This is a genomic window from Orientia tsutsugamushi (genome assembly GCF_900327275.1).
GTDB classification, from domain to species: domain Bacteria; phylum Pseudomonadota; class Alphaproteobacteria; order Rickettsiales; family Rickettsiaceae; genus Orientia; species Orientia tsutsugamushi.
The window spans coordinates 1,436,051-1,453,200 of sequence record NZ_LS398548.1 but is presented as its reverse complement, the minus strand read 5'-3'; the positions used below and the strand labels follow the sequence as shown (position 1 = coordinate 1,453,200).

Annotated in this window: 13 protein-coding genes and 5 pseudogenes; 7 read left to right on the top strand and 11 right to left on the bottom strand. The window is 30.7% G+C overall.

Annotated elements, in window-relative coordinates; translation table 11 throughout:
* Nucleotides 1-22 precede the first annotated feature (22 nt).
* Nucleotides 23-880 carry a sensor histidine kinase gene (locus tag DK405_RS07630; RefSeq protein ID WP_064613094.1) on the bottom strand — a complete coding sequence of 286 codons (858 nt, stop codon included), beginning with the start codon at nt 878-880 and terminating at the stop codon, nt 23-25.
* Nucleotides 881-901: 21 nt separating this feature from the next.
* Complete coding sequence (locus tag DK405_RS07625; protein ID WP_064613096.1) at nt 902-1,630, bottom strand: ATP-binding protein; 729 nt, start codon at nt 1,628-1,630, stop codon at nt 902-904.
* Between the two features lie 373 nt (nt 1,631-2,003).
* On the opposite strand from DK405_RS07625, the gene DK405_RS07620 reads away from it, so the two are divergent.
* Nucleotides 2,004-2,813: a DNA adenine methylase gene (locus tag DK405_RS07620; RefSeq protein ID WP_045917470.1), complete on the top strand. Its 810-nt coding sequence runs from the start codon at nt 2,004-2,006 to the stop codon at nt 2,811-2,813.
* Nucleotides 2,814-2,816: 3 nt separating this feature from the next.
* On the opposite strand, the gene DK405_RS07615 is transcribed toward DK405_RS07620, so the two are convergent.
* The 5 genes from DK405_RS07615 to DK405_RS07595 all read right to left on the bottom strand — a co-directional run bounded on the left by DK405_RS07615 (nt 2,817) and on the right by DK405_RS07595 (nt 7,874).
* A complete protein-coding gene (locus DK405_RS07615) occupies nt 2,817-3,323 on the bottom strand; it encodes a hypothetical protein (protein ID WP_064613098.1) in 507 nt (168 codons plus the stop codon).
* A gap of 47 nt (nt 3,324-3,370) precedes the next feature.
* The gene (locus tag DK405_RS07610; RefSeq protein ID WP_064613100.1) at nt 3,371-4,015 is read right to left on the bottom strand and encodes an ankyrin repeat domain-containing protein; all 645 of its coding nucleotides are present in this window, start codon (nt 4,013-4,015) and stop codon (nt 3,371-3,373) included.
* Nucleotides 4,016-4,052: 37 nt separating this feature from the next.
* Entirely contained in the window at nt 4,053-4,628 is a 576-nt protein-coding gene (locus DK405_RS07605; protein WP_064613103.1) for an HD domain-containing protein, read from the bottom strand.
* 235 nt (nt 4,629-4,863) lie between these two features.
* Complete coding sequence (locus tag DK405_RS07600) at nt 4,864-6,300, bottom strand: replicative DNA helicase (protein WP_108839488.1); 1,437 nt, start codon at nt 6,298-6,300, stop codon at nt 4,864-4,866.
* Nucleotides 6,301-6,308: 8 nt separating this feature from the next.
* Nucleotides 6,309-7,874, bottom strand: coding sequence for a DnaA N-terminal domain-containing protein (locus DK405_RS07595; RefSeq protein WP_109510648.1), 1,566 nt, complete (start codon nt 7,872-7,874; stop codon nt 6,309-6,311).
* A 183-nt stretch (nt 7,875-8,057) separates the two neighbouring features.
* Here DK405_RS07595 and DK405_RS16200 point away from each other — a divergent pair.
* Together DK405_RS16200 and DK405_RS07585 are read left to right on the top strand one after the other, a co-directional pair.
* A pseudogene (locus DK405_RS16200) lies at nt 8,058-8,204 on the top strand (DnaA N-terminal domain-containing protein); the annotation flags it as partial.
* An 8-nt stretch (nt 8,205-8,212) separates the two neighbouring features.
* A pseudogene (locus DK405_RS07585) lies at nt 8,213-9,633 on the top strand (replicative DNA helicase).
* 88 nt (nt 9,634-9,721) lie between these two features.
* On the opposite strand, the gene DK405_RS07580 reads toward DK405_RS07585, so the two are convergent.
* The 3 genes from DK405_RS07580 to DK405_RS07570 all read right to left on the bottom strand — a co-directional run bounded on the left by DK405_RS07580 (nt 9,722) and on the right by DK405_RS07570 (nt 13,735).
* Nucleotides 9,722-11,323 (bottom strand): RAP domain-containing protein, encoded by a 1,602-nt coding sequence (locus tag DK405_RS07580; RefSeq protein WP_231967712.1) that lies wholly within the window; start codon nt 11,321-11,323, stop codon nt 9,722-9,724.
* Between the two features lie 304 nt (nt 11,324-11,627).
* Nucleotides 11,628-11,891, bottom strand: a complete 264-nt coding sequence (locus tag DK405_RS07575) for a hypothetical protein (RefSeq protein ID WP_080946433.1) — start codon at nt 11,889-11,891, stop codon at nt 11,628-11,630.
* Nucleotides 11,892-12,223: 332 nt separating this feature from the next.
* Entirely contained in the window at nt 12,224-13,735 is a 1,512-nt protein-coding gene (locus DK405_RS07570) for a YifB family Mg chelatase-like AAA ATPase (protein WP_045912198.1), read from the bottom strand.
* A gap of 403 nt (nt 13,736-14,138) precedes the next feature.
* On the opposite strand from DK405_RS07570, the pseudogene DK405_RS07565 reads away from it, so the two are divergent.
* The 3 genes and pseudogenes from DK405_RS07565 to DK405_RS07555 all read left to right on the top strand — a co-directional run.
* Nucleotides 14,139-14,240 (top strand): annotated as a pseudogene (locus DK405_RS07565) (IS110 family transposase); the annotation flags it as partial.
* A gap of 37 nt (nt 14,241-14,277) precedes the next feature.
* Nucleotides 14,278-14,463 (top strand): annotated as a pseudogene (locus DK405_RS07560) (IS5/IS1182 family transposase); the annotation flags it as partial.
* A gap of 437 nt (nt 14,464-14,900) precedes the next feature.
* Nucleotides 14,901-16,388 carry an ankyrin repeat domain-containing protein gene (locus tag DK405_RS07555; RefSeq protein ID WP_045912197.1) on the top strand — a complete coding sequence of 496 codons (1,488 nt, stop codon included), beginning with the start codon at nt 14,901-14,903 and terminating at the stop codon, nt 16,386-16,388.
* Between the two features lie 97 nt (nt 16,389-16,485).
* On the opposite strand, the gene DK405_RS15820 is transcribed toward DK405_RS07555, so the two are convergent.
* Nucleotides 16,486-16,608 (bottom strand): hypothetical protein, encoded by a 123-nt coding sequence (locus DK405_RS15820; RefSeq protein WP_410522057.1) that lies wholly within the window; start codon nt 16,606-16,608, stop codon nt 16,486-16,488.
* 141 nt (nt 16,609-16,749) lie between these two features.
* Here DK405_RS15820 and DK405_RS14265 point away from each other — a divergent pair.
* Nucleotides 16,750-16,997, top strand: a pseudogene (locus tag DK405_RS14265) (transposase); the annotation flags it as partial.
* Nucleotides 16,998-17,150 lie beyond the last annotated feature (153 nt).

Genomic DNA, 17,150 nt, shown 5'->3' with positions numbered 1-17,150 from the left:
GGAAAGAAGCGAATTAATTTGATTAAAAAAGTTGTACTGGAATATTGCAAGTAATGGTTGTAAACTTGTCTTTTTCGCTTTCTATTTCCATTTCTCCATTAAGTTGATTAATAAGGTAATTTACAAACCATAATCCTGATTCCAGCATTAGCGGATAGTCTCGTACCAATTCAAAATCAGCTAATTTAGCTTTTATATTCCCTAATTTTTCTTTTGAAATACCGCTTCCTGTATCGTGTATTCTAAATTGTAGTATGTTATCGCTTTTTATATAATTTTTTACAGTAAACAAATGAACTGTAATTATAACCTGGCAGCTGTGATTAAATCTAATGACGCTTCCTATTAATTGACTTAATATAGCCTGTAAATGATCACTATTTCCAATCACAATATCCTTCATTTTGTACTGAAAATTGTAATTGATTTTTATATCTTTCTCTTTTGCAATGTCTTCTAGTCGCCTAACGGCATTCTTTACTAGCTTTTGTATGCTAAATTTTTTTAAACATAAATTTTCATTCTCAATTTCGCTTCTAAGCGTGTAAACTACATCATTACAGTACTCTTGAAGATTTGTTGATCGATTTAATATTGTTTTCAGCTTATCTTTATTTTCCGAATCATTTAACATGATCTCGCTTGCTAGCCTTGCAATTTCACTCGTTGCAATATTAAATCTATATTTAATCTCCTGTATTAAATCTGTACAATATTCTTTCAATGATTCAGCTACCTCGACCTGATACTTCGCTTTTCTTAGCTTTGTTATTATTTCCATATATTCATCGATATTCTCACTCTCTCCATTCACCAACTTAATTGGTATTGGAGGAATTTGTACCATCCATTGGTTAATTGTTTTCTTCTTTTCTTTCATAGCATTCTCCTAAAGAATAATTCAAACTATTGTTGGTACATCAAATGAAAAAGTTACATAATTATTGCGCTCTTTCACTCGTAGATTTCCTTTCATCTGATGTGTAAGATGTTTTATAAATGCTAATCCTTCTCCTAGTTCTTGATACATTACCAAATTCGTATTCTCTAGTTCAGCATTTATTCTTTCTAATTTTTCTTTAGAAGTGCTTAGTCCTATGTTTTGTACTGTAAATTGTAATATTTCTGAATACTGATTGAGGTTAATAGTAATCTTGCTATTTTTGCTGCTATTTATAATAGCACTACCAATTAACTGACTTATTACTGCTTTTATTCGAAAACTATCTCCAATCAGAACCGTCTTTATGTCATTTTGAACATTTAGCTTTATATTCTCATTTTCAAAATGTTCCCTCATTCTGATAACAGTATTATTTATTAGCGGTTCTATATTAAATGTTTCAATCCTTATATTTGTTGATGCTATGTATTGTCTAAATAAAAAAATTATTCCATTTAGAGAAGCTATTATATTTACCTTTTTTTTATCATAGTTATTTACGATTCGCCTAAAATATTGTATCCAATCTATGAGTTTTATGCTTACTTGCCCAGATTCCTCTAGCTGACAGTATAGTTTTTGCAATTCAGCGTCTATTTGTTTTATTGTTGTGCTATTAATTCCCTCTGTAGATAATTTTTCGGTTAATTTATTGATTTTATTTTGACCTTCGTCTTCAATAGGCATAGAATTCCCCTACTGTTTTTGTTTAAAAAATGGTTTCTGAAGATTAATTCCAAAAGTTCAACCCTTTGTTTTATTTAATCTTCAGATCATTATCATCAAAGTTTTGAAACCTAGATAATATAAGGTATAGAGTAGCATTATAATTTTTATTAGTCTATTAAAATCTTTTAATTTTTAGGTTAAATTTTTGCATAATAATCTAATGTTGATGTAAAATTATTACATTCCTTACTTATGGTTATAATCAATAATAAATCTTATTCAAAAAGGATACATAAAAAGTCTTGTAAGCGTTATTATTACTAGCATTACAAGCTGTTTTCTGGTATAATCTCAATAGAGATTCAACTAACAGAAATTAATTAAACTTCATGTGTCAGTAGCTGTTGCTAATAAGTCTAAGCCTTTTCTTCATTGGATTGGTAGTAAACGAAGAATTGTTAATAAATTAATAGAACATCTTCCTCAAGGTCCACACTATAATTACTATGAACCATTCCTTGGTGGAGGTGCTTTATTTTTTCAAGTTAGGCATCTTTTTAAACAATGTTTTTTGTCTGACATCAATCTCGATTTAATTACTAGCTATAATGCTGTTAAAAATAATCCTAATGAGGTCAATAGATTACTGAGTTTATATCACAAACATCATTCGAAGGATTATTATTATAAAGTTAAAAACAAATATAGTAATAATCCGAATGAAATTACCGCAAAATTTATATATCTTAATAAATATTCTTTTAGAGGAATTTATAGAGTCTACAAAAACGGACAATCTGCTCAAACATTTTCTGGTGAATGCTACATTAAACTCCACATTGCATCTAGAATAAACCAATGCAGCAACCTTCTACATGGTGTATCAATTTATGCTACAGATTTTTCATTTATAGAGCCTCAACAAAATGACTTTGTTTATTTTGATCCTCCTTATCATAAATCTGGAGAAAGGTTCTATACTAGACTTCCATTTGATGAAAAAGATCAAATTAGATTACGGGATTTTGTCCAAGAATTAACAAATAAAGGTGTTAAGATTATGATCTCAAATAATAATACTGCCTTTATTAGAGACTTATACAAAGATTTTAATATCAATACCGTTACAGTCGTATACTCAATCAATGAACAACGCAATCCTGTTAATGAGCTAATCATTACTAACTATAAAACTTGCTAGTTATTAAATGTGAACCCGCAATCCAAATCGTATATGAATAGGAAGTGGTCTATAGTTAGCAATTGTGCTACATTCAATGTCTAAATATGTATCTCTTGATAAGTTTATTGTTGTACCAACTCCCAAGTCTACTCCAATATCACTATAAGACTTGAGAACTGATACTAGGCCACCTGTAACAACAATTGATGCTTTGTTACCTTCAATTATATTGTAATAATAATTTCCTTGAACAAAGTTATCTCTACAGTTGTGATGACACATAAATCCTAATCTTACATCCATTCTGTGCCGATCTAATCTATAACCAATTCCAGCTTCTAATGTGTCGTAGTTAGTAGCAATACCAGTTGAAAATTTTATATAGAATTGTGAAGTATCAACACTAACTTTAGAAGAATTGAATTTTATATTATTATTTGCTGTACATATCGATGGTGAAAATAATACAACAGATATTAGCATTACAACAGCATAACACGGTTGTAAAAGTGATTTCAAAACATTCATATTAACTTCTCTTTATTAGCATTAACATATTAGCTATCTGTTGAAACCTAATACCATGGGACCCATTGTTCCGTTAGAAAGTTGAATATATCTGCATTACCGCTTTTAGCAGCATAATCTATAGTAGTCATGCCGTTATCATCTTTTGCATCAATATCTGCTCCATAATCAATCAAAAGCTGTATAATATCTATGATTTTATTACGAACAGCAATATGTAGTAGTGTTTCTCCTTCATCATATTTTTTATTAACACCAGTAGAATTATGTTTTAGCATAATTGCTAAAGGTTCTACACATCTGCATTCAACAGCATCAGATAAAGGTGTATTACCTTGATTATTCTCGATATTTACATCAGCATTATATTTTAGCAGTAATGCTATATGATCATTGCAATAGGTAGGATATTTTTCGAAAAATTCATAATATACTTGAATTGTGTCAACAACGAGATGTAAAGCAGTATGCCCATCATTATCTTGTGCGTTTACGTTAGCTCCATTGCTTAGTAAAATCTCGGCAATAGGTAGATTCTTATATTTCAAAGCTACAGATAAAGCTGTAGTACCGTCTTTATATTTTGAATTGACAAGTGTACTATCCTTATTAATAAGCTGCTTCACTTTTTTAATATCACCATCTTGAATAGCGCTATGTAAGGTATACTTAGTCTTAGATTTTAATATCATATATTTAATCCTTTCATTCTCAATTATTTACTACATTTTAACTAGCATGAAGTTTACAATATTCGCTTAAGCGTTCTCCTATCTCTGGTAGTTTAAGGTATTCAGCAAGAGCTATAAATTCTTGCTGAGTTTCAAATATTATTTCTTGCCTTTTGTGAGGAGGTTTGATGAATATAGTTGTAATATTATGGAATCTATCAAAAAGTTTGATCAGTAATAGTTCTGTTTTATTTTGGCTGCGTAATATTTGTATCATTTCCATAGCACTGATTTTCTTATTATCCCTAACTCTGGTAAGGTCTGAAACCTGTTCTGCAATATTAGCACCAAATTCGTACCTTATTCTTTCTTTAGTTAGTGTTGTGTCTTCGATGGTATCATGTAGTATTGCAGTAATAATTGTATCTGTTTCAGAGCTGTAGTCTGATACCATGTACGCTACTTCTAATGGATGTGTGTAGTAGAGTTCTCCAGTATCTCTCTTTTGCTGACCATGATATTTTTTAGCATATTTTATTGCTCTTTCAACTTTATCAAGATCAATTTTGGTGTTAAATCTTATGTTGGTTCTGAACAGCTTATTTATTAAGCTCTCACTATAAAAATCTATCATTGGCCACCTCCAAATGGTTATTAATAAATTATACCATAATTTAAACTTTTTGTATACTCCAATCCCAGATAAAAACTGGAAAAGAAGCAAATTAAATTATAAATTTTTTGAATTCAGTTATCACGATGCTAAAACTAACCTTACGTTGCATATCTCTGGTGTTAATGAGTAAAATTTTGCTGTAATTTTTTTTTTGGACCAGCATTTTTTCATCTTATGCATAATCTAGTGTTTATTAAGCTTGCTGATAGTTTTTAACAATATTGCCAAATTTAGAATACCTACTATTATAGTGCAACTTCACTGTACCAACCGGACCATTACGGTGTTTAGCAACAATTATTTCAGCAGTGTTATAACATTTATTTTGTCTAGCTTTCCATTCTATGTGTTCTCGAGTACCTGGATCTGGTTCTGATCTAGATAGATAATATTCGTCCCGATATATGAGCATTACAATATCTGCATCCTGTTCAATTGAACCTGATTCTCGTAGATCTGAGAGAATAGGCTTTTTATCTGTCCTTTGTTCTACAGCTCTAGACAATTGAGATAATGCAATTACTGGAATATTAAGTTCTTTTGCAAGAGCTTTTAAGCTCTGAGTAATTTCAGAAATCTCCTGTACTCGATTATACTGACTTCCTCTGGAATCAATTTTTATTAGCTGTAAATAATCAATAAATAATATTGCTAAATTATGTGTACGTTTAAGTCTACGAGCTCGAGATCTAATTGCAGATATTGAGATTGCCGGAGCATCATCTATAAAAAAATTCCACTTTTGTATTTCATCTTGTACAGTCTTCAACTTATCAACATCTTGTTCACCTATTTTACCGTTAAATAATGCAGAGCTATTAATTTCAGATTCTATAGAAAGAATTCGAGTAGAGATTTGCTGAGATGACATTTCTAAAGAAAAGAATCCAACTGATGGTACTACATTATCTTTAGTATTTTTTTGAGTAAGAAAATATTTACAAGCATTTATTGCTAAGTTAACTCCTAAAGCAGTTTTACCCATTGAAGGTCTGCCAGCTAATATTATTAGGTCAGAATTTTTAAATCCTCCAAGCTTTGAATCAAGGTCAAGTAGTCCACTACTAATACCGTTAATAGAGTTTTTATTTTTAATAGCAGATGAAATTGATGTCCATGATTCTTCAATTGAAGTTTGTAATTTTGTAAATCCTTTACTTAAAGTTCCTCTTGCACCTAGATCATATAATTGAGATTCAGCAGTTTCGATCTGACTTATAGCTAAATCTGCTAAAGTAGAAGAATACGCATTTGTTACTATTTTTTCTCCAATTTCAATTAAATAACGCCGCAGCGCAAGGTCATATACTATTTTGCCGTACTCATTAACATTAACTATACTTAATGCTAAAGTTGTAAGTTTAGCTAGATAATCTACTCCACCTATTTCATCAAATGAGGGTTCATTGCCTAGCATATTTTTGAGCGAAATTACAGTAGCACTAATTCCTTTACTAATAATGAGATTAATTGACTTGTATATTTTGCCATGTAATGGTTCATAAAAATGTTCCGGCAGTAAAAATTCGTTAATGTTATATAGCGCACGATTGTTAATCAGAATTGCCCCAAGTATCATTTGCTCTGCCTGAATATTACTTGGAGCAATCTTTGCAAGATCTTTTTCCATATCACCCTTTAAATTTTATTAAAATTACTAAGCTTAACTAACTCGAAAGAAAATCCTTGAGCTTTAAAAGAGGACTCAAGATCTTTCAGATAGTTCTCTCTGATGTAACTATCTTCAAATTCTGTTTTTGCTTTGATGAATATTTTTTTGTTAACACTATCTTCATTTATAACTTCTAATTTGCTAAACCATGATTTACCGATAGCTTGACCATAACATGTAACTAAAGATTCTCGTACTTTGTACCAAGTCGAGTTAGAGCCCAGTTGTTTACTGATATTCAAGAGATACTCTTCTTCATTGATTTGTTTCTGTGAAACAGTTGTAGGTTGCTCAAATGGTGTAACTTGCAATTCTTGAATTTCGTATCCATATACATCTTGTACAGCTTGTAATATCTTTGATCTATCACATTCTGTTAGTGTGATATTTTTAAGCAACTTAACAAAAAACCTAGTTCGAACTGCTGGCCCAAAACTACAAGAAGTCAAAATTTGATAAGCCATAGCTGCTTCAAAAGAACCAGCAATTTTATGCTTCAACTGACTTTCCTTACTAAGATTTGCGCTTGTTTCAATTTGAGTAAGATATTTTTCCTTATTAGATTTTTCTACGTTATCAAATCTACGGTTGATGCTATTTGCCTGATCAGTAGTTCGTAATTCATTTGCTAACGCTTGTGCTATATAGTTTAGAACTGATGCCTTACAGCCAAAATGATAATTTGAATATCGATCTGCTAGCTTTAATAGCAATTTGTTGATAAAGTATATGTTAAAGCCTCTATCAGACTTATGTTGCAGTGTAACTACATCTTCTGGTGTTAGTGGGTAAAAGTCTTCTAGCCTGTACCTTTTGAACCATTCTTTTTTACCATTCGAAGACTTGAGAATCTTTGTTATTAGTGATTTAATGTCTTGATTGCAATTTTTAGTTGAAGTCTGTATATCATTTTCAAAATCATCAACATTTTGAAAATTTTGTTCTTCATTTTCATTTTTTTTATTCTCTACTAACTCACCTTCAGTAGATCTAGATATTTTAGATTTTTTTATATATCTATATATGTCCCTGAAAAAAGTTTCAGGTTGACCTGAAATTTCTTTCAGGTTGGGACGAAATTTTTTTTCTGGTAAGGCTATATTTTCTTCTTTTCCTTTTTCGCTATAGTGCTGAAAATTTTTCAGAATTTTTATGCAAGGGACATTACGTAACTTAAGATTGTCTTTAATGATTGTCCTATTTTCAATTTCAATAAAACCTGCATCTCTTAATTCTACTAAGCATTGCCTAACTCTTCTTTGACCAACATTCAGCTTATCTTCATAAAGCTGATAACTTTCCTGTAATTCATCTATATCTTTGTTGTAATAGATATGTAGTCTAAATACTATGAATGATAAAAGCTGTTTAGATGTTTTACTTAATGCTTTTCCATTATCTCCAGTTAGCTTTCTCCATTCTGGTGGAATGATATTTCCAATAAAGTTATAAAATATTGTGTCATTATTGTTACTATTATTTTTAACAAAATTACAACCATTGGTTAAAAAATCGAATACTACAGGGCGCATTTTTCATCTCCAAAAATACAGCTATAGTAGGTTTTTTAGAAAATAATTTTTTTACAAATTACCATCAAATTTTTATGCAAAAGGTTGACAAAAGGTTGACAAAAATCATTATGCCAAACCTATATAAATCTTCATACTTATACTATCTGCCTTAGAAGACCAATTTTTCCTATAGAATATCTTATTAACAAAAAAATATTCATCAAAGCAAAAACAGAATTTGAAAATAGTTACATCAGAGAGAACTATCTGAAAGATCTTGAGTCCTCTTTTAAAGCTCAGGGATTTTCTTTCGAGTTAGTTAAGTTTAGTAATTTTAATAAAATTTAAAGAGTGATATGGAAAAAGATCTTGCAAAGATTGCTCCAAATAATATTCAAGCAGAGCAAATGATACTTGGAGCAATTCTGATTAACAATCGTGCGCTATATAACATTAACGAATTTTTACTGCCAGAACATTTTTATGAACCATTACATGGCAAAATATACAAGTCAATTAATCTCATTATTAGTAAAGGAATTAGCGCTACTGTAATTTCGCTCAAAAATATGCTAGGCAATGAACTCACATTTGATGAAATAGGTGGAGTGGATTATCTAGCTAAACTTACAACTTTAGCATTAAGTATAGTTAATGTTAATGAGTACGGCAAAATAGTATATGACCTTGCGCTGCGGCGTTATTTAATTGAAATTGGAGAAAAAATAGTAACAAATGCATATTCTTCTACTTTAGCAGATTTAGCTATAACTCAGATCGAAACTGCTGAATCTCAATTATATGATCTAGGTGCAAGAGGAACTTTAAGTAAAGGATTTACAAAATTACAAACTTCAATTGAAGAATCATGGACATCAATTTCATCTGCTATTAAAAATAAAAACTCTATTAACGGTATTAGTAGTGGACTACTTGACCTTGATTCAAAGCTTGGAGGATTTAAAAATTCTGACCTAATAATATTAGCTGGCAGACCATCAATGGGTAAAACTGCTTTAGGAGTTAACTTAGCAATAAATGCTTGTAAATATTTTCTTACTAAAAAAAATACTAAAGATAATGTAGTGCCATCAGTTGGATTCTTTTCTTTAGAAATGTCATCTCAGCAAATCTCTACTCGAATTCTTTCTATAGAATCAGAAATTAATAGCTCTGCATTATTTAACGGTAAAATAGATGAACAAGATGTTGATAAGTTGAAGACTGTACAAAATGAAATACAAAAGTGGAATTTTTTTATAGATGATGCTCCAGCAATCTCGATATCTGCAATTAGATCTCGAGCTCGTAGACTTAAACGTACTCATAATTTAGCAATATTATTTATTGATTATTTACAGCTAATAAAAATTGATAACAGAGGAAGTCAGTATAATCGAGTACAGGAGATTTCTGAAATTACTCAGAGCTTAAAAGCTCTTGCTAAAGAGCTCAATATTCCAGTCATTGCATTATCTCAATTATCTAGAGCTGTAGAACAAAGGTCAGATAAAAAGCCTCTACTATCAGATCTACGAGAATCAGGCTCCATTGAACAAGATGCTGATATTGTAATGCTTATATATCGGGACGAATATTACTTGTCTAGATCAGAACCAGATCCAGGTACTCCAGAATACACAGAATGGGTTACAAAACAAAATAAATGTTATAACACTGCTGAAATAATTGTTGCTAAACACCGTAATGGTCCAGTTGGTACAGTGAAGTTGCACTATAAAGTAGGTATTCTAAATTTGGCAATATTATAATGTAACTATAGTTATGCCTTCCGCTATATATAGAACTCATATTTTTCTAGCATACATTCGCATCAAAAGCTTGCTAAGTTTTTGTAAAAAGGGTTACAAACTACATGTCTCAAAATCAGAAGAACATATGTTGCCTAATGCTTGCATGTCATAATGAAATGAAGAGTCATGTGTTAATGGATCTTGTGGAATATATTCGTACGCATCATAAAATACATCATCTGATATTTGTGATTCAGAATGAGGTAAAATTTCGCTTGTTGATTGCTCTGGTATATTCTCTTGTGCATCATAGAACACCTCCTCTAACGTCTCTGATTGAGAAACAAATTCATCAGTGCATATCAATTCACATATATATTCTTCTTTGGCAATATTTGTTTTTAACTTATTCCAAACCCAATATGGAATTCTATGTACTAAGTATCCATAACTTTTCAATAATTCAGTATTAAGCCTAGTTGAAAAATTGGGAGCATTATTGTCATCAAAATGGGATGGGCCATCTACTTGAATTACTGTATTTTTCTCTTTAATAAAGATATCAACACTAGAAGTAATCTGCTTAATATAATACTCGCTTTTAACAGTGTGTTGTGCTAATACTTTTTTGACTACCTTCAGAACATTTAGTTGTAAATTTGAAGTATGACAAGGTGTTAATTTGGTTTTAAACTTTTTTTCAAGAAGTTGACGATTTTGTGAAGTTAATATTCCTACACCTTGTTTACCAAAATAATAATGCGCTTTTAAAATTTGACCAATATCTTCAATATTTTCATCAAACAGTTCAATATTTTGATTAACAGCAGAAATAAATTGCTGTGGTACTTTAATTTTAGAGTTACATAAAACATTTAATGTGAATATTCCATAAATAGAATTAGCTAACTCTTGAAGACTAAAGTTATCAATAGTTTTAGTAGCATGATGTATCCAAGCTTGAATGAATTGATATGATGGATGAATTTCTAACTGTCCTAATGCCCATATGGAATTAGCTAAATTTTGAGTATTAAAGTTATCAATAGTTTTAGTAGCATGATGTATCCAAGCCTTAATGAATTGATATGATGGATGAATTTCTAACTGTCCTAATGCCCATATGGAATTAGCTAACCCTTGAGTATTAAAGTTATCAATAGTTTTAGTAGCATGATGTATCCAAGCCTTAATAAATTGGTCTGATGGATGAATTTCTAACCGTCCTAATGCCCATATAGAATTAGCCAACCCTTGAGTATTAAAGTTATCAATAGTTTTAGTAGCGTGATGTATCCAAGCATTAATGAATTGATCTGATGGATGAATTTCTAACCGTCCTAATGCCCATATGGAATTGGCTAAATTTTGAGGGTTAAACTCATCCATTAGATTTATAGCTTTATTTGTCCAAGCATTAATGAATTGATCTGATGGATGAATTTCTAACCGTCCTAATGCCCATATAGAATTAGCTAACTCCTGAGGGTTAAACTCATCCATTAGATTTATAGCTTTATTTGTCCAAGCCTCAATAAACTCCCAACCTATAACATAGTTTAACTTTGCAAATTGATATAAAATTGTTGCTAAGCCTCTAGCATCAAACTGCAATCTATTGTATCTTGCATCTTCAGTTTGCAGTAAAAACAAAGCTCTATTGTAAATCTCTGTTATAATAGGTTTAGATAATACATCTCTATCTTTAAGCATCTTACATAATTGGATGCTACCCATTGCCTGGATATTAAATTGCGTACTGCTCCCACGATGCATGTTCTAAGCTCCTTATATAGTTTGACTTTGTAATACTAAATACGTCTTTTGATAAAGAATATGATATACATTAATCGAGTAATGTATATCATGCCATTCTTTTTAAATCAATCTGTAATTGAGCGCTTGCTCAAAATAAGAACTTCAGTAAAAAATTAAAAATCACTTTTAATGTCAGTTTAGGATAAGAAAAAAGATGAAAAGTCTACAAGAGATAATGTCTAATTATAATTAGAAGAATTTATGTGTTGTGCAAAAATTCTTCAGCATAATCCTTCTCATCCCGTGTTGGACATCCAAATAATGCCACAGTACCATAATCCATTAAGACAAAATTACTAAGAATAACAGTCAATTCTATAAGATTTATTAGCACGGCAATTTTACTCATTTTATCAATATTAACATTTAATGTGCTAATGTTACTGCATTTATTAATAAATTCTTGAATTTTTGGTATAGTATTTACATATATATAGTCATTTACAACGAGGTTTGAGCACAAAAAGAAGCAATAAAATTAATAAAATCTGTTGGTTGTAAAGTTATTTTTCTGCTACCTTATTCTCCTGATTTAAATCCTATTGAAAAAATGATTTCAAGCTAAATCAAGCAGAATGAAATATCACTGTAACTTAGACATCCTTTTCGAAAAGTATATAACATAACTGTTTTATACTGGTTTAGCTATATAGATAATAATTTTTAAAATCCTTGCATGAAGACAAATAAAATTTCTACCTTACTACTTTTTTTGATTCATTCTCCTAATTCTCTAATTTCTATTTTATTGTAGCAAGATCAATAATTTTCAATTTACAATGTCATATCTGCATCCTAATTTAAATTTAGTTGTCTATAACTTAAAGCCTCAGCTATATGAAACTTATTTACCATTTTAATATTTTCTAAATCTGCTATTGTACGTGCAACTTTTAATACTTTATTATATCCTCGCATAGACAACTTAAATTTTATAGCAGCATCATTTAATAACTTCTGTCCTTCATTAGTCGGAGAAGCAAAATCTGTTAATAACTGACCAAATAGCTGACTATTTGTGCTTATACCATATCCATCATACCTGGTAAGTTGTATTGTATGAGCATTGTTAACTCGTTTTAAGACTTCAGTTGAAGACTCAGATATTGAACATTTATCATCAACATTATATGTAACTTCTGCTACTTCAACATAAATATCAAAACGATCTCTCATAGGACCAGAAATTCTCATTTGATAGTCAATTCCACATCTTGGTGCTTTATTACAAGCTTTAGCAGCATCAGATAAATATCCGCATTTGCATGGATTCATAGCTCCAATTAACTGAAACCTAGCAGGATATTTTACACTGAAATTAACACGAGAAATATGCACCTCAGCTGATTCTAAGGGTTGACGCAAAGCTTCAATAGTATTAGTTGAAAATTCAGGTAGTTCATCTAGAAAAAGTATTCCATTATGAGCTAAAGAAATTTCTCCTGGTTTAACTCGTTTTCCAACTCCTCCTCCAACCATAGCAGCAATAGAACAAGTATGATGAGGTGATCTAAATGGTCTATGTTGAATTAAGTTACCTTCCTTAATAAGATTAGCAACGCTAGCTATCATACTGCACTCTAAAATTTCTATTGGAACCATTTCAGGTAGTATACCAGGCAATCTTTCAGCTAACATTGACTTGCCAGTACCTGGTGGACCTGACATTAACATATGATGCCTACCAGCGGCAGCAATCTCTAAAGCTCTTTTAGGTACAGCTTGGCCAACAATATCTTTTAAATCAGGATAATTAGCTTTCACAGAACTAATATCAACTTCTGGCTGCCGTATTACTTGAGTACCTTTAAAATGATTAACTAATGATAATAAATCTATTGGAGTAACTATTTTTTTATTGCCAGACCATGCAGCTTCCTTACCATTAGCTGCAGGACAGATAATTCCTTTATCTCTTTCAACAGCTCCAATAGCAGCAGGCAAAACTCCAGCTACAGGTAATAATGCTCCATCTAATGATAACTCACCTAGAATAAGATATTCTGCCATTTCGTTACAATGCAAAATATTCATACTAGTTAATATTGCACATGCGATAGCTAAGTCAAAATGACTTCCTTCCTTAACTAAATCAGCTGGAGCTAAATTAACTAATATTTTCTTGGCAGGTAACGCTAACCCAATGGAAGATAAAGCAGCTTTTACCCTTTCTCTTGCTTCTGTAACAGTCTTGTCTGCTAAACCTACTATTGTAAAACATGGTATTCCAGTAGAAATTTTAACTTGTATGTCAACATCAAGCACATTAATACCACTCCATGTCACACTTGAAATTCGTGTTACCATATTACTGATCAAAGTTAGTTATTTTAATCACACATCTTGTAATACTAGCACAGCATAGTAACATAATTCTATTATTACAATCAGTTTCATAACTAGTCTTAAAAATTTCTTGTCAGATATTCTCTTTTCTTAGAAATTTCATCAACATTCGTACATGTTTAGCTTGATATTTCCCATTTCAAAGCCTAGTAAGAAGGGAGAGCAGATTTGCTTTCAACTTCTTACCATAATCAGCTTTGGTTATACCACCTATTCCTTGTATGATGAAAATAAGTGAAATTGCAAAAAAATAAAAGATTATAGCAATAGCACAAAAGAAAGCTAGTATACAGTAGTGATCCTAAGGCTAATAGCCTGTATTTACAAGGTTGGTTTTGATATATTAAGTTTAACATAAAATTTGGTGATTATGAATAGTATAATTGTAGGAATTGATATTTCTAAAGAAACATTTGATGCAGCTGTATTAATTAATAATAGACTTCTTTCGAAACTAGAGAATGATGTAGAATAGTGTTATAAAGATCTGATTTGAAGTAATAATGAAATTCAATCAGATTAAAGAGTTAAAGGATGAAAAATTTAGTCGATTAACAGGAGTAAGGAGTGGAACATTTGCAAAGATAGTGGATATTTTGAGGAAAGATGATGGTCTTAAGAAATTAAAAGATGGGCGTAAAAATAAACTCAATTTGGGGGAACAGTTGCTGATGGTCTTAGATTTAATTTGATCTCTGGCATTTACAATTTTGAACTACCTTAACCAGTTTCGAAAGAGGTCTATTGTATTATCAAGCAATTTTGTTAACGTTTATCTGATAGTGGTAGACATAAAATGCTTATCCTTATTTCTATACGTAAATTATTACTCCATACAAATACTGTATTCCTTCCTATTCCAAAACGTTTTGATACTGATTCAAAACTAATTTTCTTTCTTTATGTTGTGTTCAGCACTTTTTTCCAAAATCTATAGTATATGTCATACTAATTACTTGTTCATTACATCTTATTACTATAATTGTTTTATAGTAGTTTAGCTATATTCTCCTTATATCGAACTTTGGTAATAAAAAATAATTGTATAATTTAATTAATTAAATTAATATTGATCTCAATTTAAAATTGAAAATACTGGTTTAACTAAGATTAAGAGGTAATCAATATGAATACTGCTTTGAGTTCAGCTATTAAGCGTGGTGATGTAAAGGCTGTACTAGATATTTTAAATGAACATCCTGGTCTTGTTAATTTTCAACAAGATGGTGATTTCAAAACTCCTCTACATACATCAGTTGAGAATAAACAATCAGAAATTACTAAGGTGCTATTAGAGCGTAGTGCTAATGTCACACTGCAAGATAAGGATGGAAACACACCATTGCATTTTGCTGCTAGGGATCACAATTTAAAAATGACTGAAATACTGTTAAGTTATGGTAATGCTATTATTGATATGCAAAACAACAATGGGCAGACTTCTTTACACCTAGCATCAACAAGACCGCACACTTACCAAGGTGCTTCTGCATTGCTAAGTAAAGAATCACTAAGTATTGCTCAAGCATTATTAACTCATGGTGCAAATGTTAATTTACAAGATGGTGATGGTAATACAGCTTTACATTACGCTACAAACAGTTTTCACCACCTAGAGATAACTGAGATATTGTTAAATCATGGTGCCAATGTTAATGCGCAAAATAATGTAGGTGATACTGCTTTGCATCGTGCTGCAAAAAGTAGACTCGTCCCTACTGTTTTGTGTTTATTGAAAAGTGGCGCAAACGTGCATTTAAAAGGTGAAAATGGTAACAGTGTTTTACATTGTGCTGCGCAGCAAGGCCATGGTCCAAATGAAAAAATTGTAAAAGCTGTATTACATCATGGAGCTGATGTTAATGCACGAAACGATGATGGTAGCACTCCGTTACATCATGCTGCTGAAAAAATACATGATCCATTACCAGCTATTCGAATTTTATTAAAGCATGGCGCTGATATTGATGCACATGATAACAGAAATTGTACACCGCTAAATAATGCTATTTCATCTAGTTTGATCATCAATATGCAAACAGGAATTCCTGAATTTTTAACTTCTCATATTACCAAGTTAGAATATTCTAGTGATAAAAAGACTAGTTCAGCAGGTAGCCTAACAAATCAGCAACTTATACAACAATCATCAACTCTTAGTGAGTATAAGCTGGCGTGTGAAAAAGAACTAAAAGAATTAAGTAACATCAAAGTTGGTGGTGGCCAAAAAAGTATGTTGAGTGCTTTTCTTGCTAATACAACAAATGATAATGAATCATCAAGATATATACATGATCCTAAAGTTCAAAAAATTTATGAATGTTGTGAAGCAAAATTTCCTATATATTCCTCTGCCCTCAAAGAACATATAGATGCAGGAAGCACTAGAAACCAGCTGCTACATGGGGCACTTGAATCAATGGATGATATATGTAAAGAACAGTCTAAAGAGCATTCTACGGAAAGCAATGTAAGTTGGAATGTTATACCACCGGAAGTCAAACTCAATATACTAAAGCATTTGAGTAATGAAGATTTATCAGAAATTCAACAAAATAAGACAAGCGAAGCTAAGAAAAAAGATCCTCAGCCTTCAGGTCACAGATGCATATAATTTAATAGATTAATCACAAAATTAACGGCTTAAAAAGACAAAATAAAATTTATTGTACTAACTTAAGAGTTAGAAGAGTTATATTATATAGCATAAATCAAAAAGCTGGGCCACGCTTTAACCTTAGGCTGTGAATTTGTTTATAGCAATTAATATGCAGTATCATTAAATTAGAGCTGATATTATCACTACCTTTTGACTTTAGAATAATATGATGTATAGCTAAACCAGCATAAAACAGTTATGTTATATACTTTTCAAAAAATGGTCTAAGTCACAGTGATATTTCATTCTGCTTGATTTAGCTTGAAACATTTTTTTCAATAAGATTTAAATCAGAGTAATAAGGAGGTAAATACACAATAAAAGGATTTTTGAGTTTTACGTACAAGCTATATTGATTAAAGTGTTAACACGTAGATAAGTAATATTAGATAATATAAGTTTTCATAAAACAGTTATGGTTAAGTTTTTAATATAGAACCTGTAGGTTGTAATTTGTTATATCTACCAACTTATTCTCCAGATTTACATCTAATTCAGTATTACTGGTTTAAAGTAAAAAATGAAATACGTATAAGTAGTTCACTTAATGCAACGTTTTTTTGATCATGTCTCTTTTACTTTACAATCTGTAACTTCTTTTCCTAATTAAGCTATACATCTAGTTTGAGTTATTAATCACATAATTCGTATGATTATGAATTTTATTGTTTTAGTAATAATGGCGAGACTTGCAAATCTGTACCATAAACTTTAATA